This is a genomic window from Robertmurraya beringensis (genome assembly GCF_042433785.1).
GTDB lineage: Bacteria > Bacillota > Bacilli > Bacillales > Cytobacillaceae > Robertmurraya_A > Robertmurraya_A beringensis.
In genome coordinates this window covers 25,700-51,224 of the sequence record NZ_JBHLUU010000110.1, presented here as the reverse complement: position 1 = coordinate 51,224, position 25,525 = coordinate 25,700, and the positions used below count along the sequence as shown (strand labels likewise).

The 25,525-nt window shown below is 40.0% G+C and carries 23 protein-coding genes; 17 read left to right on the top strand and 6 right to left on the bottom strand.

All coding sequences use genetic code 11. The features are described 5' to 3' along the window. Positions 1 to 188: 188 nt before the first annotated feature. The gene (locus tag ACFFHF_RS16200; RefSeq protein WP_377058598.1) at positions 189 to 1,454 is read left to right on the top strand and encodes an L-lactate MFS transporter; all 1,266 of its coding nucleotides are present in this window, start codon (positions 189 to 191) and stop codon (positions 1,452 to 1,454) included. A gap of 41 nt (positions 1,455 to 1,495) precedes the next feature. On the opposite strand, the gene ACFFHF_RS16195 is transcribed toward ACFFHF_RS16200, so the two are convergent. Then, a complete protein-coding gene (locus tag ACFFHF_RS16195; RefSeq protein ID WP_377058597.1) occupies positions 1,496 to 2,434 on the bottom strand; it encodes an SDR family NAD(P)-dependent oxidoreductase in 939 nt (312 codons plus the stop codon). Positions 2,435 to 2,651: 217 nt separating this feature from the next. On the opposite strand from ACFFHF_RS16195, the gene ACFFHF_RS16190 reads away from it, so the two are divergent. Together ACFFHF_RS16190 and tnpA are read left to right on the top strand one after the other, a co-directional pair. Beyond that, positions 2,652 to 3,491, top strand: a complete 840-nt coding sequence (locus ACFFHF_RS16190; protein WP_377058596.1) for a dimethylarginine dimethylaminohydrolase family protein — start codon at positions 2,652 to 2,654, stop codon at positions 3,489 to 3,491. Positions 3,492 to 3,637: 146 nt separating this feature from the next. Then, a complete protein-coding gene (gene tnpA / locus ACFFHF_RS16185) occupies positions 3,638 to 4,120 on the top strand; it encodes an IS200/IS605 family transposase (protein ID WP_160549971.1) in 483 nt (160 codons plus the stop codon). Between the two features lie 56 nt (positions 4,121 to 4,176). On the opposite strand, the gene ACFFHF_RS16180 is transcribed toward tnpA, so the two are convergent. Genes ACFFHF_RS16180 through ACFFHF_RS16170 form a run of 3 tightly spaced genes read right to left on the bottom strand, consistent with a single transcriptional unit; the run spans position 4,177 to position 6,819 of the window. Further along, entirely contained in the window at positions 4,177 to 4,788 is a 612-nt protein-coding gene (locus ACFFHF_RS16180) for a TVP38/TMEM64 family protein (RefSeq protein ID WP_377058595.1), read from the bottom strand. Further along, entirely contained in the window at positions 4,773 to 5,447 is a 675-nt protein-coding gene (locus ACFFHF_RS16175) for a response regulator transcription factor (RefSeq protein ID WP_377058599.1), read from the bottom strand. The genes ACFFHF_RS16180 and ACFFHF_RS16175 overlap by 16 nt, the downstream gene beginning before the upstream one ends. Beyond that, entirely contained in the window at positions 5,419 to 6,819 is a 1,401-nt protein-coding gene (locus ACFFHF_RS16170) for a sensor histidine kinase (protein ID WP_377058594.1), read from the bottom strand. Before ACFFHF_RS16170 ends, ACFFHF_RS16175 begins: the two co-directional genes overlap by 29 nt. Positions 6,820 to 7,016: 197 nt before the next feature. Here ACFFHF_RS16170 and ACFFHF_RS16165 point away from each other — a divergent pair, with 197 nt between their 5' ends. The 5 genes from ACFFHF_RS16165 (at position 7,017) to ACFFHF_RS16145 (ending at position 13,034) form a co-directional block, all read left to right on the top strand. Then, a complete protein-coding gene (locus ACFFHF_RS16165; protein WP_377058593.1) occupies positions 7,017 to 8,225 on the top strand; it encodes a cell wall-binding repeat-containing protein in 1,209 nt (402 codons plus the stop codon). Between the two features lie 21 nt (positions 8,226 to 8,246). Next, positions 8,247 to 9,245 (top strand): F510_1955 family glycosylhydrolase, encoded by a 999-nt coding sequence (locus ACFFHF_RS16160; protein ID WP_377058592.1) that lies wholly within the window; start codon positions 8,247 to 8,249, stop codon positions 9,243 to 9,245. 124 nt (positions 9,246 to 9,369) lie between these two features. After that, entirely contained in the window at positions 9,370 to 10,857 is a 1,488-nt protein-coding gene (locus ACFFHF_RS16155) for a spore germination protein (RefSeq protein ID WP_377058591.1), read from the top strand. Positions 10,858 to 10,881: 24 nt separating this feature from the next. Next, entirely contained in the window at positions 10,882 to 11,976 is a 1,095-nt protein-coding gene (locus ACFFHF_RS16150; protein ID WP_377058590.1) for a GerAB/ArcD/ProY family transporter, read from the top strand. Continuing rightward, positions 11,973 to 13,034: a Ger(x)C family spore germination protein gene (locus tag ACFFHF_RS16145; protein ID WP_377058589.1), complete on the top strand. Its 1,062-nt coding sequence runs from the start codon at positions 11,973 to 11,975 to the stop codon at positions 13,032 to 13,034. Before ACFFHF_RS16150 ends, ACFFHF_RS16145 begins: the two co-directional genes overlap by 4 nt. Positions 13,035 to 13,069: 35 nt before the next feature. On the opposite strand, the gene ACFFHF_RS16140 is transcribed toward ACFFHF_RS16145, so the two are convergent. Both ACFFHF_RS16140 and ACFFHF_RS16135 read right to left on the bottom strand, forming a co-directional pair. Further along, positions 13,070 to 13,906 carry an ABC transporter permease subunit gene (locus tag ACFFHF_RS16140; RefSeq protein ID WP_377058588.1) on the bottom strand — a complete coding sequence of 279 codons (837 nt, stop codon included), beginning with the start codon at positions 13,904 to 13,906 and terminating at the stop codon, positions 13,070 to 13,072. Further along, a complete protein-coding gene (locus ACFFHF_RS16135) occupies positions 13,893 to 14,807 on the bottom strand; it encodes an ABC transporter ATP-binding protein (protein ID WP_377058587.1) in 915 nt (304 codons plus the stop codon). The genes ACFFHF_RS16140 and ACFFHF_RS16135 overlap by 14 nt, the downstream gene beginning before the upstream one ends. A gap of 158 nt (positions 14,808 to 14,965) precedes the next feature. On the opposite strand from ACFFHF_RS16135, the gene ACFFHF_RS16130 reads away from it, so the two are divergent. The 9 genes from ACFFHF_RS16130 to ACFFHF_RS16090 all read left to right on the top strand — a co-directional run bounded on the left by ACFFHF_RS16130 (position 14,966) and on the right by ACFFHF_RS16090 (position 24,958). Then, positions 14,966 to 15,784, top strand: a complete 819-nt coding sequence (locus ACFFHF_RS16130; protein ID WP_377058586.1) for a methyl-accepting chemotaxis protein — start codon at positions 14,966 to 14,968, stop codon at positions 15,782 to 15,784. 120 nt (positions 15,785 to 15,904) lie between these two features. Next, the gene (locus ACFFHF_RS16125; protein ID WP_377058585.1) at positions 15,905 to 16,318 is read left to right on the top strand and encodes a MarR family winged helix-turn-helix transcriptional regulator; all 414 of its coding nucleotides are present in this window, start codon (positions 15,905 to 15,907) and stop codon (positions 16,316 to 16,318) included. Positions 16,319 to 16,333: 15 nt separating this feature from the next. After that, on the top strand, positions 16,334 to 17,557 hold the full coding sequence (locus ACFFHF_RS16120) for an MFS transporter (RefSeq protein ID WP_377058584.1): 1,224 nt from the start codon (positions 16,334 to 16,336) through the stop codon (positions 17,555 to 17,557). A gap of 735 nt (positions 17,558 to 18,292) precedes the next feature. Then, positions 18,293 to 19,369, top strand: coding sequence for an XdhC family protein (locus ACFFHF_RS16115; RefSeq protein WP_377058583.1), 1,077 nt, complete (start codon positions 18,293 to 18,295; stop codon positions 19,367 to 19,369). Continuing rightward, positions 19,329 to 19,946, top strand: a complete 618-nt coding sequence (locus ACFFHF_RS16110) for a nucleotidyltransferase family protein (protein ID WP_377058582.1) — start codon at positions 19,329 to 19,331, stop codon at positions 19,944 to 19,946. Before ACFFHF_RS16115 ends, ACFFHF_RS16110 begins: the two co-directional genes overlap by 41 nt. Continuing rightward, positions 19,943 to 20,794, top strand: coding sequence for an FAD binding domain-containing protein (locus ACFFHF_RS16105; RefSeq protein ID WP_377058581.1), 852 nt, complete (start codon positions 19,943 to 19,945; stop codon positions 20,792 to 20,794). The genes ACFFHF_RS16110 and ACFFHF_RS16105 overlap by 4 nt, the downstream gene beginning before the upstream one ends. Positions 20,795 to 20,818: 24 nt before the next feature. Next, positions 20,819 to 23,077, top strand: a complete 2,259-nt coding sequence (gene pucD, locus ACFFHF_RS16100; RefSeq protein WP_377058579.1) for a xanthine dehydrogenase subunit D — start codon at positions 20,819 to 20,821, stop codon at positions 23,075 to 23,077. Further along, positions 23,074 to 23,577, top strand: coding sequence for a 2Fe-2S iron-sulfur cluster-binding protein (locus ACFFHF_RS16095; RefSeq protein WP_160549664.1), 504 nt, complete (start codon positions 23,074 to 23,076; stop codon positions 23,575 to 23,577). The genes pucD and ACFFHF_RS16095 overlap by 4 nt, the downstream gene beginning before the upstream one ends. 172 nt (positions 23,578 to 23,749) lie before the next feature. Continuing rightward, positions 23,750 to 24,958, top strand: a complete 1,209-nt coding sequence (locus ACFFHF_RS16090) for a glycosyltransferase family 4 protein (RefSeq protein WP_377058578.1) — start codon at positions 23,750 to 23,752, stop codon at positions 24,956 to 24,958. The last annotated feature ends 567 nt before the right edge of the window (positions 24,959 to 25,525 follow it).

Genomic DNA, 25,525 nt, shown 5'->3' with positions numbered 1-25,525 from the left:
GTTGATATTTAGATAAAGGGGAAGCTAAAGAAAGTTGTGGGCTTCCCCTTTCTTTCGGTCAATATTTCCGTCAGATTGTGGACAAATGCTTCTGACAATTTCTTGCCAAAATAAAACGTCAGTAACACTAAGATAAGTAAAATCCGTTATGATCCATTCATAACGTTTTTAGAATTTAATAAGGAGAGATGTTAGTGAGGAAGAACAGGTGGTTGATCGCATTATCAGCAGTGGGGATTCATATTTCGATTGGCTCCGTGTATGCATGGAGTAACTTTACTGCGCCGTTAAAAGAGATGTTTGGTTGGTCTGATTCTGAAGTGGCTTTAACCTTTAGTATTGCTATTTTATTTTTAGGATTATCAGCGGCCTTTTTAGGGCATTTTGTGGAGAAATATGGACCGAAAAAAGCTGGGCTACTAGCAGCGGTATTCTTCGGAATGGGGATGACAGGGGCTGGGTTTGCCGTTGATATGGAATCCAAGTTCTTATTGTACTTCTTTTATGGGGCTCTTGGAGGAATTGGGCTTGGAGTTGGTTATATTGCTCCTGTATCCACTCTCGTAAAATGGTTTCCTGATAGAAGAGGTCTAGCAACAGGATTAGCGATTATGGGATTTGGCTTTGCAGCAGCGATTGCTAGCCCGATCATGAACTCATTAATCACCTCTGTTGGAGTGGCTAACACCTTTTATATTCTAGGAATCTCTTATTTTCTCATCATGGTGGTCTCTTCTTTATATCTTGAAAAACCAGAAGAAGGCTGGTTGCCAGAGGGGTTTAAAGAGAAGATTGCTACTGGAAAAGCTAAGGCTACGTTGGATTTATCACAATTAACAGCGAATCAAGCTGTTAAGACCAAGCGCTTCTGGTATTTATGGTTCATGTTATTCATTAACATTACCTGTGGAATTGCGATTTTAGCAGTGGCCAAGCCGTTAGCGATGGAAGCAATTGGGATTGATATGGCCACAGCGGCTGCGTTAGTTGGTGCGATTGGAATCTTTAATGGTCTCGGACGAATTGGCTGGGCTTCTTTATCCGATTATATTGGGAGACCTAACACGTATACCGCCTTTTTTGTACTGCAAATCGTTATCTTCTTTTTCTTGCCACAAGTGTCGATTCAATGGTTGTTTATGGGTATGCTGATCGTTGTTTATACTTGTTATGGTGGGGGCTTCGCTTCGATTCCTGCTTATATCGGCGACCTGTTTGGAACAAAGCAGTTAGGTGCGATTCATGGGTATATTTTAACCGCATGGGCAGCTGCTGGTTTAGCAGGTCCACTGTTTGCCGCTTGGATTAAGGATACGACTGGAAGTTATGCAGGGAGCTTATCCTTCTTTTCGGGATTATTTGTAGTTGCACTCGTTCTTTCTCTATTCATTCGTGAGGATATTCATAAGTTAAAGTCTCAAGCTCTAATAAAGTCTGTAAAAAAGGCTGGATAAAAGGAAGGGTTCATGCTAAAAGATACGCATGAACCCCATTTTTATTCTTCCGTGAGCGTGGTGCTCAAGCTCCATATTTGTTCCACATTTTGAGGATTTGTCGCATATCTAGGATATCTGCTTGAACCAAGTATATTCTTTACTTGTGTGAAGCCTTTTTCGGACGTTGATGGTTCAACAAACTCTCTCTTATGGTTGATCAGTTGGCCGGTAACATTCTTGAATTCTTCTGAGGTGCAAATGTGGAAGTAATTATCGGCCATGCCCGATGGTAAAGGATTAGTGAGATTTTGTGTCCAGGCAAGTATTCTCCAATAGGACTTCATTTTATGAATCGTCTCTTTTGATAGTTTTACACGGTTAATTTGAAGGGCATTGACTTTGATTCCCTGGCTTTTAAGTTCTTCTGCCATTTTGATGGTTAACATCAGCAGGGCCATTTTCGAGTCCCCGTACATTTTATAAACACTATACGAGCGAGTGCCGCGCATTTCTCCTCGCAAATTATCAAACTCGATTTTCCTATTAGGGTTGAAGAAGTTTTTGATGTTTGTTGTACAAGCATTAAGCACCCTAGGGTCCTGAGATTTTGCCAAGTGATCCGCTAATAAACGAGTCAGTAAAAAAGGACCGAATGTATTCGTCGCGAACGACAATTCGATATGCTCAGGACTAAGTTTATACTCTTTTTCACCATGGTTTAAGTAGGCTGCATTATTGATCAGGATGTCCAAGCGTGGGTATGTATCTTTAAAAGTTGCACAAAATGTACGAATGGAATCAAAAGAAGAAATATCAAGCTTCAACAGATCTACATGGGTATTTTTGGTGGTGTTAATGATTTCTTTTTGTACGGCTGCACTATTCTCCATATTGCGGCAAGCCATGATTACTCGATATCCTTCTGTCGCAAATTTTAATGCGGCTGCTTTGCCAATCCCCGAATTTGCCCCTGTAATGATGACAATTTTATCGTTCATATCGAACCCCCTGTAGAGAAACTAATTACTATCAATATATGGAATCAAACAACTGAAAAGAAGAGGGGAAATTTATTATTAGCCGGTGTGTTTTTCAGTTATAGGTAAAATAATTTTATCGAAATTTCATCTAGGAAAACAAAGTAAGAGAAACCATTAAACGAATCAGGCATCAATAAAGGGAGATAGTAACTATAGGAAGGAGGCTGAAACAACCATGAAACCATCCTGCTACACAGAGTACGATCCGCTAAAAAAGATGATCGTTTGTCACCCGAAATACATGGGGTCTGGGAAAATAAGAAATGTAGAAAATCAAAACACGAAGAAGGTTTCCATACATATCGATAAGGCCATGAGTCAGCATGGCGAGTTTGTTCGTGCGCTAAGGGATTATGGAGTGGAGGTTGAGTATCTCACTCCTAAAGAAGGAATGACGGAAGCGGTGTATACGAGAGATATTGCATTCACACTGGGAGAAGAAATTTTTATTGCAAAAATGGCTCATCCGCCACGTGTTGGGGAAGAGGAGAACATTATTCAGTGGTTAAACCAGCATGATATTCAGCATAAAGACCTTTTTGAAGATCATATTGAAGGTGGAGACGTGCTTATTGACCAAGATACCATTTACATGGGAGTAAGCAATCGCACGACTGAGGCAGCTATTCAGCATATTAAAAGCTTGCTCCCCGATTTCAACATCATTGATCTGCCTTTTAGTGATAAGTTTCTTCATTTAGATTGTATTTTCAATATCTTGTCTCCAACCGAGGCGCTCATTTATCCTGGGGAGTTTCCGAAAGAAAAAGAGGAGTATCTCCGCTCAAGATATAACTTAATTGAAGTGTCAACAAAGGAACAGGAGTCACTTGGAACCAATATTCTTTCGATTGGAAACAAAAGGGTATTTAGTCATTCAAAAAATGTCGGAGTGAACCAGTCTCTCCGGCACCATGGCTACGAAGTCATCGAAATTGATTTTTCAGAGATTATTAAATCAGGTGGATCATTCCGCTGTTGTAGCTTTCCAATAATAAGAGCGTCCTCGAATTAATCGCGGGGACGCCTTTTTATGGAAACGAAAACCCCGGGCTAGGCCCGGGGTTCCAAAAAGCTTTCAGCGTGGTATTAAAAAAACTTCCCCATGGTGCTAAAATATTTTTGGTTCGCCAACCAAAATACCAGCACGGAGGAAGTCCCATGTCTAAAGACAATAATAGTTTAGCACACACTACCTGGAATTGTAAGTATCACATCGTCTTTGCACCAAAGTATAGAAGACAGATTATCTATGGGAAAATCAAAAAGGATATTGGAGAAATACTACGCACATTATGTGAAAGAAAAGGTGTAGAGATTATTGAAGCTACAGCATGTAAGGATCATGTACATATGTTAGTGAGCATCCCACCAAAACTAAGTGTATCTGCATTTGTAGGTTATTTAAAGGGAAAGAGTAGTTTAATGATATTTGACCGACATGCAAACCTGAAATACAAGTACGGTAATCGTAAATTTTGGTGCACAGGATATTATGTAGATACAGTTGGAAGAAATAAAAAGGTAATTGAAGAATATATACGTAATCAAATACAAGATGATATAGTCGCAGAACAATTAACAATGATGGAATACATTGATCCATTCACGGGTGAAGAAGTAAGGAAAAAGAAACGAGGTTAAAAGGGAAGAAGGCCTTTGAGGTCTGGCCAGTAGAAGTAGTACACTTGGCGAACCCTTCAGTAGCCCTTTAGGGTTTGGTCAGTAACAAAGGCTTTCAGCCGCAGAGAAAACCACCCGTTATCACGGGTGGTTTTTATTATGAAAAAACCAATCACAAATAACATGATAACAACAGCGACCAAGATGAGTTGAAGGTTGGTGTCAAATTTCAGAACCTGGTGAACACCATAAGCTTCGATAAACAAAGAAGGGATTTTTCCAAGGGTACTCACTATTCCAAAAGCGACGATATTCATCTTGCCGATCGCAGCAGTCAATGTCACGAAACCAGATGGAACAAACGGCAACAGCCGGAGCATAAGAACGATGGCAACAGCTTCAAGACCTTTTGATTCATACAACCAGTCTAGAAGGAGTCGAACCCATCTCCATTTGACCTGCACCTTCTCCTTCACCTGTGAAAATCCTTTTCTATATAGCCAAAAGCTCACGATGGCTCCAAGTGCTTCTCCAATAATAGAAACAACTAACCCAACCTCAAAACCGAGGATTGAAATATTCGCTGCCGTCAAAAAGGCACTCGGAATAACACCTGCTACAGCGATGAGCACATTTCCAATCACACTTGCAAAAATAAAAAGTATTGGGTCCATTATCCGTTCTGCCATTTATACCCTACTCCCCAAACGGTTTGTAAGTGCTCATCAGCAGGGAAATGGGCTTTTCTTAATTTTTCTCGGAGATTCCGGACATGGGAGTCAATCGTTCTGTCCTCAGTGGTGACTCCATGTCCCCAAATGCTGGTGATTAAATGGTCACGTGTAAATACCCGATTAGGATGAGTTAAAAATAGCTCCATCATGGAAAATTCCTTTGGGGTTAATGAAATCGGTGTTTTTTCATAATGCAGATCAAAGGATTCTAGATTTAATATGAGCCCTTTAAACGTTAGAAGTGGGCTTGTCGACTTCTGTCTTCTTAATACTGCCCCAATTCGAGCAAGTAGTTCGTCTTCATCAAATGGCTTCGAGATATAATCATCCGCTCCAATATCAAGTCCCTTCACCACATCGGTCTTATCTGTGCGTGCCGTTAACATGATAATAGGAAGATTCCATTTTTTCCTGATTTCTGCACAAAGAGTCCAACCATCCATCTCAGGCATCATGATATCAAGAAGAACGAGGTCAACCTGATAGGATAATAGATAGTTAAGTGCCTCTAAAGCAGAAGTGTGTGGTACACATTTGTACCCTTTTGGCTCTAGATAAAGGGTTAATAAATCCAACATTCGTTGCTCATCGTCCACCAGTAAGATCGTTTTCATCACTCCACGCTCCCCTAAACATCATTTGAAATTCCGTTCCTTCTTGGATTTGGCTTTTCACCGTAATTGTTCCATTATGTTTATTTACTAATTCTTTGACAATGGAAAGCCCGAGACCTGCCCCACCTAGCAATCGAGTCCGCGATTTATCTACCCGGTAAAAGCGATTAAAAATATGTGGTAAATCCTCTTCAGGAATGCCGTTACCAGTATCACGAATCGTCACAAAAAGCTGGCTTTTCTTTAGTTCAACCGACACGTTTGTTATCCCGCCAGCTCCAGAATATTTCATCGAATTATCCAACAAGTTTAAAAAAATCTGTTCCATTCGAATTGGGTCAGCATGTAAAAAGAAATCCTTTTGGCAAGTGATGTGAAGAGTCATTTCCCTCTCCTTAAATGCTGGGGCTAGTTTGACTTCCACTTTTTCAAGAATCTCCTTTAGGTTGACTTCCGTTTTTTCAATCAGAAAGGAATTTTGGTCCATTTTGGCTAAGTCGAATAATTGCTTGATTAAATCATTTAATCGGTTCGTTTCTTCAAGAATAATCGATAGATAGTTCTGTTTTTCTACCTCAGAAAGATCCCGTTTCAGGATAATTTCGGTATACCCTTTTATATAAGTGATCGGTGTTCGTAGTTCATGCGATATGCTTGCCAGAAAGTCATTTCTCTCTTGCGTTAAAAAGGTCAGATCATGTGCTAGTGATTCAATCGATTTTGCGAGATCGCCAAGTTCATCTTTCCCTGTTTCAGGTAAAGAGATGGAGTAGTTACCTTGGCTGATTTGAAAGGTAGCATCCTTCATTTTAATAAGAGGTTTGGTGATTGCCTTCGAAAGTAAAGCGATAATAAATAACGTTAGAGCAACCGTTAAGAACCCAGCAAGGACAAAATGCTGGTTTAATCGCTTGATTAATGAATGGACGGTTTCTGTGTCTTGAAACATGAACACATAGCCAATGATTTCTCCTTCATTTTCTAACGAGCTAACGGTAGAAATGAATGGTTCTGTCTCCCAGTCATTCTCGATAATGAGTCCTCCTTGAGGAATCTCATTTGAAGGCAGCTTTACGTTTTCTATGAGCTGTTTATTCTTACTCGAGGACCCAAGGATTTGTAAGTCAGCATCGGTTACCGCTACATCTGTCGTGGATTCTGTTTCCATTAAAGCAACATGAGCAATCGTATCTGGGGTAAAATGGTTCTCTAAAATGGCACGGTGAGAATTCCCGCGAGCTTGAAGGGCATTGAGTTCTTCTTGTATCCGTGATTCGACTAAAGCTGAGTGAAGAAAGAAGAACATAAACGATTCAAGTCCTAAAATACATAAAAAGAAAATCGCACCTAATTTGATTGATAGCTTTTTCAAAGTGAAAGCTCCTTTTCCTGTCATACTTATATTGTAATCAAAATAACTATGGAAATCTTACTTTATGAATGAGAAAAAAAGGCAAAACTATGAGATGACAAAAAAGGATCAAACTTTATGCATAAAATCTGCACAAAGTATTGGTAAAGTAAAACTTGTTTCCACTATGAATTTGTAGAAAAAGGAGAGTTCCAAAAATGAAAAAGCTATTTGCAAGTATGATAAGTATATTGCTACTAACATTTTTAGCTGCTTGTACCTCAAATGGTGAAGAAGGAAAGGAAGCAGAAAGTGAGCATGGAGAGCATACGGAGGTTACCGAAACTAATGGTAAAGTAACGAGTGAGCTTCTAGTTACAAGCACGAAAAATGTAACGAGACTGGATGCTGATACATTGGAAGAAGCAGCCATTATGGTTTCGCAAACGATATGGCCAGCAACAGGGAATGATAATCGACCTGGAACCGTTATTTTAGCACCTGCTGACCAATGGCAAATCGCTCTTGCTGGTTCGGATTTAATCCACCATCCGAATAATGGGCCCGTATTATTTTACAATCAAGAGCTTTCTGAAGAAACATTACATGAAATTAATCGCCTGAGCCCAACTGGAAATGTCAATGGAACAGAAGTGATGGTCATGGGAGATGCTAGCGAGAAGGTTCTTGGCGCATTAGAAGATTATAAGGTGGAGCAAATTACCGGAAACGATCCAGCTGAATTTGCATTAGCAGTGGATAAGAAGTATGCAGAAACGGCTGGGGAGTTACCTCAAAGTGTGATTATCGTTTCTCTTGAGGACGATGCAAAGTTATACTCACTGATTGCCTCAAACTGGATTGCTCATATGCCAGAACCTGTTTTATTTGTTTCAAAGGATGACATCCCACAAGCGACTGTGGAAGCATTACAATCCCGTGGAAATAAAGCAAATATGTATGTGTTGGCACCTGAAGAAGTGATTTCTGAAGAGGTTGTTGCTAACTTACAAGAGTATGGAAATGTGACTCGTATTGATGGAGAAACTCCAGTGGAAGCATCCATTGCATTTGCTAAGTTTAAGGATGAAAAAACAGGTTTTGGCTGGGGTGTGACGGAGCCGGGACATGGGTTTGCTTTTACAACAACAGCTCAACCTGAGTTTGCCATCGCTGGAGCACCTTTTGCCCATTTAGGAAAGCATGCACCACTTCTTTGGTTGGAGAATGGAGAAGCCACAACTGAAGTACATGAATATTTAGGTGCTCTTCAACCAAAGTTTACAGATGACCCAACCGTGGGGCCATACAACCACGCTTATATTTTAGCGAATTTAAAAGAAGTTTCCATGGATACACAAGGAATGATTGATAGTATGTTAGAGATATCTCCAGCAGATGGAAGCGGAGGACATGGTTCACATTAAAAGGAGGAGGACCTTTTTCAGATGAAAAAATTTTTACTAGTGGCTGCAATTAGCCTTTTAATATTAACAGCGTGCAGCCAAGAAAACGAGACAGAACAACTAGAGGAATCAACAAATCAAACCGAAACTCAGGGGTCAGATTCACAGGATGAAACCGAAGATTCAACGTCAGCCTCGCTCGCATCACATGACTTTTTTGAACCGTTCATTGGAAAAATGGATCATATCCACGGGCTGGGTTATGTGGGAGGACAAGCGGCTCCCTTTTTTGCCGCACATGACGGGTTAAAGATATATGAGAATGGAACATGGTTAAAAACGAAGAGGGAAAACAATGATTATATGGGTTTTAACGCCACCAATGATGGTTTTTATTCTAGCGGTCATCCGGGAACAGATTCAAAGCTGCCCAATCCGATTGGCATTATGAAAAGTGTGGATCATGGTCAAACCTTACAAAGTCTTGGCTTTGAAGCCGAAGTGGATTTCCATCTGATGGCGGTTGGTTATAACAATCATCAGATCTTTGTGATGAGTCCACATAAAAACTCCGTTATGGAGGCTGATGCATTTTATGTGAGTGAAGACGAGGGAGCTAATTGGAAGGAAGTTGCAGCAAGTGGTTTAAAAGGAGAACTCATCGGATTGGCTGTACATCCAACAGATAAAAATATATTGGCTGCTGCGGGTGAAGACGGAATTTACTTATCTAAAGACCAGGGGGAATCCTTTGAGTTACTAACAACTGGAACACAGGGGACAATTGTTTATTTTACAGAGAATAGCCTCCTGTACGGTGAATATGATGGTCAGCCTTCATTTGTAATAAGAAACTTAACCGATGATAATGAAGAGGGAATTGCCTTGCCGAAGATGAAGGAAGACGCTGTCATGTATGCAGCAATCAATCCAAAAAACGAGCATGAAATCACATTCGTCAGTTTTAATAATGACATTTACCAAACTACTGATCACGGTGAAAGCTGGAATATTCTGGCGAAATCAGGAAATTTACAATAACGGGTCCGACGTAGAGAACCTATTCTCTACGTCTTTTTTATGTAAAGAAAGTATAATTTTTCCCTCTTAAAGGATAATAATCCTAGCATAATTTTTACTTTGTGAAAGTTCGGTGAGTAGTTTGATGAAAAAAGGGAGTAACAAAAAATCTGAGAAAAAACCAGAAATAACGACCATAAGGGAAGCGTTTGATTCTCTAAGGAAATCAACTGATTTTGTGTTTTATAAGAAAGAGCATGGCAAGGTTCCGTATGTTATTTCCTATTTTTCAAGTATCGTGGATGCGGAAGTAATTCATCAATATATCCTACCGAATTTGCTACAAATCAGTGACTTGGAGGAGCTAAAATCAAAGATTCCGATTGAGGAAATTATTGATGTTACTAGCCCAAAAGATCTGACTGAGAAGCTTCCTTCAGGATATGTGTATATTTACTTTACAGATTCAGATCATCATGGTGTATTGATTCCTGCAATGAAAAATGAAAATCGGTCCATTTCTCCACCTGAAGTTGAATTTAGTGTGGTGGGTCCGAAAGAATCTTTTGTTGAATCGTTAGATACAAATATTTACCTTATTCGAAAAAGATTGCCGATTGATAGCCTAAGAGTTGAAAAAATTACAATCGGTGATTTATCAAATACTGGAGTGGCCTACTTATATATAGAAGGTATTGCAGATGAAGAAAATGTAAATACGCTCAAGCAGCGTTTGAATGAAATCGATTTTGATGCGATTGGCGATACAGCATATATTTCACAAATTATTGCGGATAACCAGCGATCCCCCTTTCCACAAATTCTTGATACGGAAAGACCTGATCGGGTGGCGACCGCATTAGCTGAGGGCAAGTTAGCCATATTAGTCGATCGATCACCACATGCATTGATCGGTCCTACTACGTTTAATGAGTCCATCTCTACATTTGAGGACTATTTATTAAATTGGTATGCTGCTTCCTTCATTCGGATTGTCAGAATTGCATCCATTGCCTTCTCTATATTGATTACACCTATATACGTCGCGACTTTGACGTATCATTATGAATTAATTCCAAAGGATTTACTGGCAACATTAATTACGTCTAGAAGAGCGATTCCCTTACCTCCGATATTAGAAGCTCTGTTTCTTGAGTTGACCATTGAATTACTCAGGGAAGCTGGAGCAAGACTTCCAACGAAGGTAGGTCAAACCATTGGTATCGTAGGCGGGATCGTTATCGGGACTGCGTCGGTTGAAGCGGGGTTAACTAGTAATGTTTTGTTAATTATGGTTGCCTTGGCCGCCTTGGCTTCATTTACCACTCCAACCTATCAATTCGGTAACACAATACGTTTGATCAGATTTCCGTTCTTATTCTTTGCACATGCTTGGGGCTTAATTGGAATTGTTCTCTGTTTTTCATTTCTTGCAGGACATTTATTGCAGTTAACCTCATTAGGGAGACCATATTTAGAGCCCTTTTATCCAACAAGGGTTAGAGATTTAAAGGATACGATTATTCGACTGCCGTTTTCCAAGCTAAGTCGAAGACCTGTTCACAATCATCCCGAACAGAAAAAGCGCTTTTCACCAAAAGATGAAAAAGTTCATCGAGATATTGATGAATAGTTCGTTAAAAGGAGCTGTTCCTTTGTGACTACCATCCCAGACCGATTAAAAGTGTCACCATTTTTTTCTTTTTACCTGGTACAAGCGATCCAAATAGGAGTAGGAATCTTAGGTTTCCAACGAGTGCTCACGAAAGCAGTCGGAAATGATGCGTGGATGTCTTTTATCTTAGGAGGAATCGGAGTTCATGTAGTCATATGGATGATGTATCAAATTCTAAATAAGCAAGACGGAGATATTACTGATGTACATCGAGCTTTTTTTGGTAAATGGATAGGCTCGGCCTTTTCTACTTTGTTAGTCTTATACTTTTGTTTATTAACACTGACTATATTAAGGTCTTATATAGAAGTAGTTCAGGTATGGATGTTTCCAGGAATTAGAATTAGCCTATTCTCGATTGTGATATTGATCATTGTTTTTTACATAGTCAATGGAGGCCTACGGACCGTTACAGGGATAGCCGTTTTAGGAGTTGTAATGCCAGGATATCTACTGTTTTCCTTGTTTTATCCCTTGAAGTATGCGTTTTTTGAAAATTTACTGCCTATTTTCGATCACTCCATGATAGACATATTGAAATCGACAAAAGATGTAAGCTTAAGTGTGTTAGGATTTGAGACATTGTTATTTTATTATCCATTTTTTAAAGAACCTAAAAAGTCGCAAAAATGGGCTCATTTAGGTTCAGAATCGACCATTTTTATTTATCTTCTCGTTATGATCGTAAGTATTGCTTACTTTTCAGAGGAACAATTAATAAGAAATATATGGGCAACACTTACCATGTTAAAAATCGTTCAACTTCCATTTGTTGAACGAATTGAATACGTTGCCATTTCTTCTTGGTTATTTGTAATTTTACCGAATCTTTGTTTAGCAATGTGGTCTGCAAGCCGGGGGGCAAAACGAGTCTTTAAAAAGAAACAACGAACCCTATTAGTCGTCCTATTATTACTCGTTTGTGCAGGTAGTTGTGTTTTAAAAACCCGTGAGCAGATTGAAATGATAAGTGATTTTACTGCTGAAATAGGTTTTTATTTAATTTATGGTTATATTCCTTTTTTATTTCTTTTTAGTATTATTTTTTATCGTATGAAAGGGCGGAAATCCGCATGAGGAAAGTTATTTTTTTACTGATTTCCTTTATGTTTCTAACAGGTTGTGTAGAGCAAAAAATCATCGATGATATCAATATTATGAGTGCGGTTGGCTATGATGCTAGAGAAGATGGAGAAGTAAAAGGCACCATTGTGATCCCAGTTTATAAAGCGGATAAAAGTATATCCAATGAATCCTTTATGAGTGTGGCTAAAGTAAGCAAAGAAATTAACCGACAATCACAAATGAAATCAGCGGACCCATTAGAAAATGGGGGGATTGAAGTCGTTCTATTCGGTAAAGAATTAGCGGAAAGAGGAGTATACGAAATATCGGATACAATTGAACGTGATGCGGCCATTGGTGATCGTTTATATATGGCTGTTGTTGATGGCAAAGCGGATGAGGTATTGGAGAAGAATCTTGGAAACCTTGGAACAGGAGCGTATTTAAATACCTTATTCGAACATAATATGAGGCACCGAGAGTTGCCCCGGTCGAACTTACATTTATTTATGTATTCGTATTATTCAAAAGTAAAGGATGCTTTTCTTCCCTATGTGAAATTGACAGGAAATAAAGTGAAGATTATTGGAATTGCCTTATTCAAAGGAGATAAAGCTGTAGATTATCTAAATGATAGTGATATGTTTTTTTTTAAAGCACTTATGGAGAATTTTAGGAATGGTTCCTATACCTTTAAAGTAGGGGAGGATTATGTCACTACATACAATATTACCACGAAAAGAAAGTATGAAATTGAGGACCCTTTAACCCAGCCGAAGGTAAAACTGCGTGTCAAACTAGAAGCTCATATAAGAGAATTTTCAGGTGAAACCCTTGATCCAAAGGTCATCGATTTAGCTGGAAAGTCATTGGAAGAGCAAATAAATAAACGAACAGAAGAGTTACTGAATCGTTTTCGGGATAAAGGTATCGACCCCATTGGCATCGGCGTTTTAGCAAAAACTCAAACAAGAAATTTTGATCCGGAAAAGTGGAATGCAGTCTATCCAAATGCTACTTTTGAAGTATCGAGTAAAGTGTTAATTACAGAAACCGGAGTAATTGAATAAGAAAAGGTACATATGTCTGTACCTATTCTCTTTTTTTACACTTGGCTTTCAAATAAGGTGTTTCGGTTATTGTATTTAGATATTAGGAAGAGCAGTAGCACGTTAATCATCAATAAGAAAAGGCCAACCAAAAGAAGGATGATCGGGCTAATAATGAGCATTCCTGTCGCTTGACCAACGAATAATCCAACGATTGGAAGGATGACCAGTCCACCAATTTGCTGAGCTTCCTGAAAGCTTTTTGACCTTGCAGACACTAATACTTCTATTAAGATCGTAAATAATGTAATGATGGGCGATAACCAAAATACGAGTAATATCCAGTTGGTATTTGGAAAAATAAAACCGTTAAAGATTGGATATGTAATAGCAGTCGTAATCACACCAAACAGGACAAAGCTGCCGATTGTTAACACCATGGTGGGCACAAAAGCGGATAGTACCTTTCCTATAAACAGTTCTTTTACTGTGATTGGTGCAAATAGCAAGCTCTCTAGGGTGCCTCTCTCCTTTTCCCCAACAAAACTATTAAGAGCAATCATCATTGAATTGATTACGGGAATAAGAAGAAACATGGAACCTAACAAATAGTTTACGACAACATAAATGATTTGATGGTTAAAGGATGGTAACGCGTTAATCGTATCTTTAATACCGCCGTTAGGCAGACCAGAAAGAATAGTGTTTGTCATGATCTCAATATCAGAAGAGGTGAGAGAAACAAAATGAATAAGTAAAATAAATGCAGCAGGAAAAATGACCGCAAAAATTAACGGCAGGATAATTAGACCGATGAGCACTTGTTTATTACTTGTTATGCCTTTAATATCTTTCATGGCTATTGTCCACACTACATGCCTATCTATCTTCATTTTTCACACCTCTAATCTGAAAATACAAGCTCTCTAAATCTCTATTTTGAATCTCTACATGGTGAATCCAGAATTGCTTCTTCAATATCTCCTCTAATAATCTTGGAAGTTGCTCTTTTGTTTGCAGGATAAAGGTGATGTAAGAGCCGTCCTGTTTGACCACTTTATAAAGAGGATTTAATTCATTTACTACGGCATTTGTTTCAATTTTTACAGAGATTTCTTTGATGTATTTTGTTTCCAATTCTGACTTGGTACCTGACTCAATAATGGTGCCATGATCCAAAAATAAATATTGTGTACAAACGCTTTCAATCAGGTGCAGAATATGAGAGCAGAGGAAGATCGTGGTTCCGTATTGTTTGTTTAGTGTATGAATATTCTGAAGAACCATTTGAATACCTTCTGGATCCAATCCATTGGTTGGTTCATCTAAGAACAAGATGGTCGGGTTATGTAAGATGGCTTTTATGATTCCTAATCTGCGTTTCATTCCTGTGCTATAGGTACCCACTTTTTTCTGCTGATGGTCGGCCAGTTGAAAGTCCTCGAGTAATTGTTGAATCCTCGTTTCATCATTTACTCCATAAAGTTTTCCGAAAAACCTAAGATTATCAACACCACTCATTTCGTGATAAAGACCTGCACCATCTGTAAGTATACCGCTGATTTTTCGAATTTCATGACCTTGTGAATGTGGATCCCAATTGTTGACGAGTATCTTTCCCGCTGTGGCTTCGATAACACCATTTAATAATCGAATGATGGTTGTCTTTCCACTGCCATTGGGTCCCAGCAACCCAACAATATCGCCTTTATTAACGGTGAAAGATACATCATGTAAGACGGGCCGAGCATCGAATTGTTTTTGAATTCCTTCTACTTGAATAATTGGAGCCAATCTTTTTCCCCCTTTAAATAAACCTATAAAAATAGGTTTTATATAAATAACCACTTGTAAAAAAAAGTAACTAGATTTATTCTAGTAGTGGTGAATTTCCATTAATAAGGTAATTATACCATTTATAAAGTAGAAGAAAACGAACAGGAGAGCACGTTTTGAATAAAATAAACTCATTACAACAATTAGTTGAATACATCCCAGTATTTAAAGCAGCCATTCCTGCTGATTTATCGATGGCTGTCTGTAATCTTGAAGAATTTATTGCCTATTTTCCAGGTGATAATATTGATTTAAACATTAAAGTAGGACAAAAAATTCATCGAGAAGAACCCCTTTCCGTGGCCATTCGACAAAATAAAAGGTTGCAAGCTGAAGTACCAAAAGATTTTTATGGATTTGAATTTACAGGTACCGCTCTTCCCCTTCATGATGAGAATAACAAGGTCATTGGAGGCATAGCCGTTCAAATTAGAAAACAGAGTGAACTAAGAGCCATTGCTGAGAAAATATCTAAATCCTTGTCGCTCGCTACGGAACAAATTAATGCAGTTTCGACAGGATCTGAATCCTTAGTCCGACTATCAAAGGAGCTCCTCGAACAGTCGAGCCAAGCAGGAGAGAATGTGAAAGAAACGGATGTCGTTTTGTCAATGATCAAGAAAGTTGCGGATCAGACGAACTTACTCGGTTTGAATGCAGCGATTGAAGCGGCTAGAGCAGGACAGCATGGTAAAGGATTTGAAGTAGTGGCAAACGAGATTAGAAAATTTTCGAAAGAAACCGTATCGTCCACACAAAAAGTCAGTGAAATCACCTCACAAATTCAAAAAGCAACGAACCATATGGGAAAATCGATTGAAAAAATTGCCACAGTTGGTGATGAACAAGCGCAGTCCATTCATGAGATTTCTTCCTTGGTTGAGGAAATTGAAAAACTTTCAAAGAAGCTCGGAGAATTTGCTAATAAATTATAAAAATGAACGATTCAAACAGGCACTTCGTCTTTCGCGGGTGCCCTTTTTATTGTAAATTACTTACCTAGGTAACTAATTTGTGATATTGTAATTATATGATAGGTAAGGAGAGGTATTTATATGGAGGAGAATCACGAACTATTTCATAGTATCCACCAACTTTCAAGGAACCTGACTAAAAGAGTAAATGCGGCTTTAGAACCGTTTGAAATCTACAGCTCTCAATGGTCCGTTTTATTTGTGCTTAAGGAAAAAGGATCTATGACCCAAAAGGAGCTATGCCATTATTTAGCCATTGAAGCTCCACCAATGACAAGAACCATTCAGAAGCTTCAAAAGCTGGGGCTTGTTGAGCAGGCGGAAGGGGAAGACCGACGTAAAAAGTACATTGGACTCTCCGAAAAAGCAATCACGAGCTATCCGGTTTGGGAGCAAGCCGTTATGAATGTGAATAATCAAATCGTTAGCGGCCTTTCAGAACATGATCAAAAGGAACTGCGAGTCCTGGTGACTACATGGTTAAAAAAATTATAGGGAGTTGTGAACATCTTGGATGATACTAAACAAACAAAATTGTGGACTAGAAACTTTATTTCAGTTTCAGCCAGCAATTTCTTTTTATTTATGAGCTTCTATTTTCTTTTAGTAACATTACCCGTTTACATCGTTAACGACTTAGGAGCATCGAAATCCTCAGCTGGTTTACTTACTACGGCATTTCTTCTAGCTGCGATTATTATTCGCCCGTTTTCCGGAAAACTAATCGAAAAATATGGCGGAAGAATCATTTTAATCACTTCATTAGTATTATTTCTTGCTACCACCCTTTTGTATTTCTTTTCGAATAGTGTTCCACAACTTTTAACCGTAAGATTGGTTCACGGGTTAAGCTTTGGGATGGCAACGACTGCTGCAGTTTCAATCGTAGCGGATATTATCCCTGAAAAAAGAAGAGGGGAAGGGATGGGGTACTTTATCTTGTCCTCGGCACTAGCAATGGTCATTGGTCCTTATCTCGGGTTGACTTCCATGCAAAGTGGTGGGATTACCATGATGCTTATGATTGCTCTCGTTGCTTCATTAGGTGGACTTGTTGCAGGTTTCTCTTTATCAAAAACAAAGGTGCAGAGAGAAGCTTCAAAGGGACCGACGAAGTTTACAACAGGTTCACTCTTTGAGAAAAGCGCATTACCGATTGCCATAACGGGTGCTTTCTTTGCCATTATCTATTCATCAATCATTTCATTCATCTCTGTGTATGCAAATGAGATCCATTTAGGACATGTCGCAAGCTTTTTCTTCGTCGTTTATGCTATTGTTCTTTTAGTGTCGCGTCCTTTTACTGGAAGATGGTTTGATCAATTTGGAGCAAATATCATTGTCTTCCCTGGGATTGTTCTTTTCTCCATTGGTTTATTCATTCTGAGTCAAGCATCATCAGGTTTCATCTTTTTGCTTGCAGCTGCTTTTATTGGCCTTGGTTGGGGCACTTTGTTTCCAACCTTCCAAACCATCGCCATACAGTCTGCACCACCGAAACGCAGAGCCATGGCAACCGCCACCTTTTTATCTGTATTTGATATGGGGATTGGATTTGGATCCTATCTCGTTGGACTACTAGCATCTGGGCTTTCATTTAACCAACTATACTTTTACGGATCGTTTTATGTGCTGGCAGGAATGGCTGTATACATTTACTTTAATCTAAGAAAGTCCATCAGCAAGAATGCGGAAGCAACTTATCATACGGAATTGAATAAGCGGGCTAATTAGTTTGGCTCGTTGTTATTTTGGAAGAGTGGACTTGGATTTTTATCCGAGTCCTTTTTGTGTGGCTGATTTTCGCAAAAGAGGTTATGTGAACGGTGGTTTTGTCTGGGTGAGAGGTGGATTGTGACAGGATTGTGCTTGAAATTTATTATTGAGTCCGAATCAAGGGTGGATTGAGACAGCACTGGGCTTGAAAACAATGGTAGATTCCGAATCAAGGGTTCATTCGGACAGGAGCAAGAGCCGAAAGCGCCACCAAAGTCCGAATCAAAGGTGAATTGAGACAGCACTGGGCATGAAAACAATGGTAGAGTCCGAATCAAGGGTTCATTCGGACAGGAGCAAGAGCCGAAAGCGCCACCAAAGTCCGAATCAAAGGTGAATTGAGACAGCACTGGGCTTGAAAACAATGGTAGAGTCCGAATCAAGGGTTCATTCGGACAGGAGCAAGAGCCGAAAGCGCCACCAAAGTCCGAATCAAAGGTGAATTGAGACAGCACTGGGCCCGAAAACAAGCCTTGAGTCTGAATCAATGGTTCATTCAGACAGGAGCAAGAGCCGAAAGCGCAACCAGAGTTCGTATCCCAGCTCTTAACAAGAGATCTTCTTTGTTTTCAAATGCTTCCCCATTTTAACTTTCTATGTCAGGTTACCTTACAATATTATACATTTCCCTTTTTTAATTTGGTATGATTCATAAATACACTGAATTATACGAAAATTCAAGGAGGGGCACGGATGGAAGCAATCCATGACATTCTACAGAAGATTTCAACTTCTAATGAGGGGGTTCTTGCAACGATCATCCGAGTGGAGGGCTCCGCCTATAGAAAAGAAGGAACATCGATGTTGTTCCATCAAAATGGATCAAGGACTGGCATCCTCAGTGCAGGCTGTCTAGAAACCGATCTCGAGTTACGAGTAAAAGAATGGTTTGGAACAAGTGAGCCCCAAACCATTGTTTATCATATGCAAGCGGAAGATGATCTTTCATGGGGGCAAGGGGCAGGCTGCAATGGAATCATTACAGTCTTACTCGAACCAATTGACGATCAGCTTCTAGAACATCTGATTATTTTAAAAAATCATCTCGAACTTGGCAATAGAGTAACGATGATCAAACAACTAGACGAACATTTATCCGCATCCTCTTGCCTGTTTATGACCGATGATGGAACAATCTTTGGAAGCTGGACTGGTAGCAATATTTTATCAGCCAAAAGTCTGTTAAAGAATTATCATTTGATGCCCCAAAAAAGCGGGACACTCTTTTCTACCGAGTTAGCTTCAAATATATATACCCATACCTTTGAACCAAAACCACGACTGATGATTTTCGGAGCAGGGGAGGATGTTATTCCATTAGTAGATTTAGCTAATAAAACTGGATTTTCAGTGATTGTATCAGATTGGCGTCCGGCGTTATGCAATAAAGAAGTGTTTCCGAAGGCAGATCAACTGATTGTTGGATTTCCGATGGAGAGCTTAGAAAAATTAACTTTTTTCCCTACAGATTCTGCCATCGTCGTTTCACACAATTTTCAGAGAGACAAAGAATATTTACAATACTTACTTACCAAAGAAATCAGGTATTTAGGTGTACTTGGGTCTAAAAACAGGACACAGCGATTGCTAGAAGGAAATATCATTCCACCCCACGTGAAAAGTCCAATTGGTTTATCCATTGGAGCGGAGGGACCCGAGGAAATTGCGGTTAGTATTGTCGCTGAGTTAATTCAGCAACAACGGAAAAAAAGCAAAGAGGGAATCACTTATGAAAAATGGAATCATCGCCATATATCTTGCTGCGGGTAAGAGTAGCAGAATGGGGGGAAACAAGCTTTCTCTTCCACTCTCTACTTGTACCATCGGTAGCTCTGCCCTACGAACGGCATTATCTTCCTCCCTAGAACATGTCCTTGTTGTTTCAAAAATAGCAGACTCCCTCGACTGGATTGATCCCTCTCTCTTTTGTTCTCCTTATTCTAGTCAATGGTCTCCTGTGGTTTGTGATGACGCAGAGAAAGGGCAGGCCCATTCCTTGCAACGTGGCTTACATGCAGCCATGAGTATGAACCCAAAAGGAATCATGGTTCTTCTAGGTGATCAGCCTTTTTTGTCTAGATCAATCATAGAACAGTTAATCACTGTTTATAATCATGCTCATCAGGGGGATTTTGTTGCCGCCTCTTTCGAAGAAACCCCTAGACCACCAGTCATCTTTTCCCCACGGGTAATCCCTAAGTTGATGAAACTACAGGGAGATGTAGGGGCAAGAAAGATTTTTCAGGAATTAGAAGGATTGTTTGTAGAGTTCTCAGAAGCTCGTGACTTTTATGATATTGATACGAAAGAAGATTATGAAAGAGTACTTGGAGGTGAATGGAGATGATTAGACAAGGAACCACTTCACTAATTGATACGGAAGTATGGATGCCTACCTCACTCGCGGAGGCTTGGGGTCTAATGGAAAAGTTAGGGGAAACCGCTTCGTTTATTGCAGGTGGAACTCTAATGCAAACACATTGGGCGAAAGGATTCTATGCTCCTTCTCATTTAATTAGTTTAGATGGTATTAAAGAGATGAAAGGCTGGGGAAAGGAACTTGTAAATGGCGAGTCGTATACTCGTCTAGGTGCTGCCATTCCTTTGGATTTCTGTCGTCAAAACAAGGAACTCATCCATCCTCTTCTTGTGGAGGCCGCCAGAAATATTGCGGCACCCGCTGTCCGAAACAGAGCGACGATCGGAGGTAACATCGCAAATGGGTTTGGGGATCTTATTCCGGCCTTGCTTGTATTGGAAGCCGACCTTTCCGTATATGACGGTAACTCAGTTCAACATCAACCGATATATGATTATATAAAAAGTAACAATCAATCGCTTATTATCTCTGCCTATGTGCCAGACGATCCAACGAATCGGTTTTTTTATAAGAAGCTTTGTCATCGTGAGGCGTTTACTCCGAGTGTTGTGACGGTGGCAGGAACCTTCCATCTTCATGAAAAAAGGGAGATATCAGCCGTTCGACTCGCTGTAAGTGGTAGTACCACTCAGCCTCAACGATTATATCAATCTGAAAAACTATTAGAAGGTTCGTCACTGACGAACGATCAATTACAGAAGATATTCGAAAAAATAGAAGAAGAATTTACTCCTTCTACAGATTCTTATTCTACTGCAACTTATAAAAAATCAGTAGCCGCCAATTGGATCGTTTCAGAGATTGCAAGGGGTTAGCTAGATAAAGGAGGGGGGCTCATAGTGATAGAAACGAAGAAAAAGAAAATACGTCCTGACGGTCCTGGAAAAGTAACTGGTGCACTAAAATATTTAACCGACTTATCGTTTCCAGGGATGCTAAATGGAAAAATCTTAAGAAGTATGGAGCCTCATGCAGAAATACAATCGATTTCCGTTGACCAGGCGAAGCAGCTTCCTGGGGTAAGAGCGATTGTCACCTATGAGGACGTTCCAGGGTTAAACGGGTTTGGACTCATATTTCCTGACCAGCCAGTACTATGTGAGAATCGAGTACGGTATGTTGGGGATGCGATCGCAGCTGTGGCCGCAGACACGATAGAAATAGCTGATGAAGCGTTGCAACTCATTCAGGTGGAATATAAGAAGCTTCCGGTCATTGTTGATCCTGAAAAAGCCCTGCATCCTGATGCACCAAAACTTCATCCCGATGGAAATCTACTCCACCGTGCCTATTATTCAAAAGGAGATGTGGAGGAAGGATTTCAGTCATGCTCCTATATTATAGAGGAAACCTATGAACTTCCAAGACAAATGCATGCTTATATGGAGACAGAAGGTGGAGTGATTGTCCCTGAAGCTGACGGAAAATTAACGGTCTATGTTGGTACGCAGCATGGGTTCAAAGATCGTTATCAGCTATCAAGAATTTTAAATATGAATGAGTCTGATATTCGGATTGTATCGAGTCCGATGGGTGGATCGTTTGGAGGGAAAGATGAATTAAATATACAGCCGTATGGAGCCTTGCTGGCACTTGCAACAAACTGTCCTGTTAAAATTCATCAAACGAGAAGAGAATCGGTTCGGGCTGGGCTAAAGCGCCACCCGATGAAAATAACGATGAAAACCGGTGTGGATAATTCGGGAAAAATCCTCTCACATAAGGTAAGGATTTTAGCGGATACAGGAGCTTATGCCACACTAGGTCCCGCTGTTTTGGATTTTGCTGTAGAGCATGCACCTGGTCCTTACATCATTCCGAACATAGAAATAGAAGGTTTGTCCGTTTTCACAAATAACGGTGTGGCAGGTGAATTTAGAGGATTTGGTGGGAATCAGGTGACGTTCGCACTCGAAGGACAAATCGATCGTTTAGCAAAAAAATTGAAGATGGATCCTATTGAATTTCGCGAAAAAAATTTGAGACAAGTGGATAGTCCTGGACCTTTAGGACAAAAAATCGCTCCTACAAGTGGTGCTAAAGATGTCTTAGAGGCAATAAAGGAAAAAGTGGTTGAAACTACAAACGAAAGTCATTTGCCAGATCCGTGGAAGGTAATAGGAACTGGAGTGGCCATTTCCATTCATGGTGGAGGATTAGGTGTCGGTCGAATCGATCCAGCAGGTGGACGACTTTCTTTTACTAAAGAGGGAAAAATAGAAGCTGCTTTTGGCTTCGAAGAGTGTGGGCAAGGCTTGTTAGCTGTGATTGAGACGTTAGTTATGGAAGAGTTTAAGTGCAAGGAAGATGATATTCGTATTGTTGTCGGAGACACAGGCTCCGTACCAATATCGGGATCGTCCACAGCCTCTCGTGCAACAAGTATGGTGTGGAATTCCATTCAAAGAATGAAGGAGACTTTTCGAGGCGAGATATTGGAAAGGGCATCGAGTGTAACCGGTATACCCGTTGCTGAACTGAATATGGGACCGAATGGAGTTTGGCTCAATGATGGCAATCTATGTGTCTCGTATGCTGAATTAGCTGAAAAAACTCTCAATGAACCATTATTAAAAGTAGAAACTTCCTTTAACTTTCCCGTAAGTCCTGATGCGGTTGTAGATGGAAGTCATTTCTTATATGCGTTTTCTTCTGTGTTAGCACGGGTAGAGGTTGACCTTTTAACAGGGAAGGTAAAGGTGCTTGATTTAGATCAAGCAATTGCGGCTGGTCCTGTTGTTAGCTTGCTAGGTTATCAGGGACAAATTGAAGGAGGAGGGATTATGGCGCTAGGCTACAGTTTGATGGAAGAAGCAAAGATGGAAAATGGAGCATACGTAAATGATAATTTTGATACGTATCTAATCCCTACTATTCAAGATGTGCCGTTTGTCATGAATGTGGAAGCGATCGAGAAGCTTCAAGAGGGAGATTTATATGGTCCGCGTGGAGTGGGTGAGATTGGTACCATTGCCGTTGCTCCAGCGATTGTGAAGGCGATCCATGATGCAACGGGGTGTTGGGTTAACAAACTACCTGTATCAAGGGAGTTTTTACTAGAGCAAATGTCTACTAGAGGGGAGAAGCGCTGGATATGAAAGAACAAACAGAAATCATGTCTCCTCCCCAAATGGAGCTCTCTTTAACCATTAATGGAAGCAATGTTGTATTACAGGTTCCCCCCACGAAAAGGCTTGTTACCATTTTGAGGGAGGAATTAAATTTCACAGGTACGAAAATTTCGTGTGAAGTTGGCCGTTGCGGAGCTTGTGCGGTTCAAATGAACAATCAGTTAGTGAACTCATGCCTAGTGATGGCTTATCAGGCAAACGGCGCTTCTATCGTGACGATTGAAGGATTAGCAGGAGAAGAACTGGATCCTATTCAACGTGCATTTTTAGAAGAGGGTGGTTTTCAATGTGGTTATTGCACACCGGGAATGGTGATGGCGGTAAATGCCTTGTTAGCTACAAACCCTTCTCCATCAGACGAGCAAATCCAGGAAGCTCTATCTGGGAACCTTTGTCGATGTACGGGATATGGTGGAATAATACGTGCTGTCCAAAAGGCGATATCAAGTAATAATCAAGAAATTTGAGGGTCCTTCAATAGGGCTCTCTTTTTTATACAATCTTTAAGTATATTTAACAATTCTCCAAAGTCTTGTTTAAAACACTCTTTTATACTAAATGGATAGTATGAAAGGTGTTTTTTTATTTTATTTAGACTCAAGTTTGTCCGTATGAAAAAACGAGCAAAGGTGGCTAAATATGAAAATTTTACTAACAACAGAGTGCTACGCGCCTGTCATAAATGGGGTAGTCACGTCTGTTATGACTTTGGAAAAAGAACTAAGAGAACTAGGTCATGAGGTGAGAATCCTAACTCTATCTATGACAAAACGTTCGTATACGCAGGACCATGTTACTTATATTAGCTCACTTGGAGCGGGTAAGTTGTACCCTGGCGCAAGATTTGCTTGGCGCACGGATGCAGAATTTCTTGATGAGTTGGTTGACTGGCAGCCGGATATTATTCACTCTCACTGTGAATTCAGTACCTTTTTAATGGCGCGACAAATGGCTAGGAAACTAAGGATTCCGATTGTGCATACCTATCACACGGTTTACGAGGACTATACGCATTATTTTTCTCCCAACAAAAAGTGGGGCAGAGCCATGGTTGCACTTTTTACCAGAAAAGTCTTAAACCACACACACTGTGTGATAGCTCCTACGAATAAAGTTCGCTCCATTTTGCTCGAATATGGAGTGACTCGACCCATTCAGGTGGTGCCTACAGGGATCAATTTAGCTAAAATAACCAGACCCATCGATGACCATGAAAAGCAAACTCTTCGTATGGAGATGGGTATCCCTAAACATTATAAGGTTCTTTTATCGGTTGGCCGATTAGCAAAGGAAAAGAACCTTGAGGAAATACTATTTTATCTATCAAAAACAGAGCAAAAGAATGTGACCCTACTGATTGTGGGTGATGGACCCAATCGGGAGAACCTAGAGCAATACGCAAAAACATTGGGAATTCGTAATCATGTAATATTTGTGGGAATGATCTGTCCGACGGAAATTTCTGCTTATTACCAACTCGGAGATGTGTTTGTTAGTGCATCAAATAGTGAAACACAAGGACTGACGTATGTGGAGGCATTAGCCAATGGAGTGCCTGCCCTTTGCCGGAAGGATAGCTGTTTAGATGATGTGATTACAGATGGGGTAAATGGGTGGCAATATTCAAGCTTTGATGAGTTCGATGAAAAACTTCGCCTAATGCTGAGTCAGGAAGAGCTGCCTCGTCGATTGAGCCATCATGCAAGAGAGGAAGCCGCATGTGAATACTCTGCTGATTCGTTTGCAAGGAAGGTGGAACAAATTTATCAACAGGAGATTTTTAATTATTGGAGAACGATATTAAAATCCCGAGATGGCGATTTTAATAGTGTCAATGAAGGTCGTTAACTCGGGAAAAATGGAAGGAAACGCTCTTCATAAAGTGAATGAAGGACGTTAGCCCAGGTAATATGGAAGGAAACGTTCTTCATAAGGTGCATGAAGGACGTTAGCTCAGGCAATATGGAAGGAAACGTTCTTCATAAAGGGGATGAAGGACGTTAGCTCAGGTAATATGGAAAGAAACGCTCGTCATAAAGGGGATGAAGGACGTTAGCTCAGGTAATATGGAAGGAACGTTCTTCATAAAGTGAATGAAAGACGTTAGCTCAGGCAATATGGAAAGAAACGTTCTTCATAAAGTGAATGAAAGACGTTAGCTCAGGCAATATGGAAAGAAACGTACTTCATAAAGTGAATGAAGGACGTTAGCTCAGGTAATATGGGAGGAAACGTTCTTCATAAAGGGGATGAAGGACGTTAGCCCAGGTAATATGGGAGGAAACGGACTTCATAAAGGGGATGAAGGACGTTAGCTCAGGTAATATGAAAGGAAACGTTCTTCATTAGGTGGATGAAGGACGTTAGCTCAGAAAAATTTAGATAAACGACCTTCATAAGGACGCTAGCCCAAAT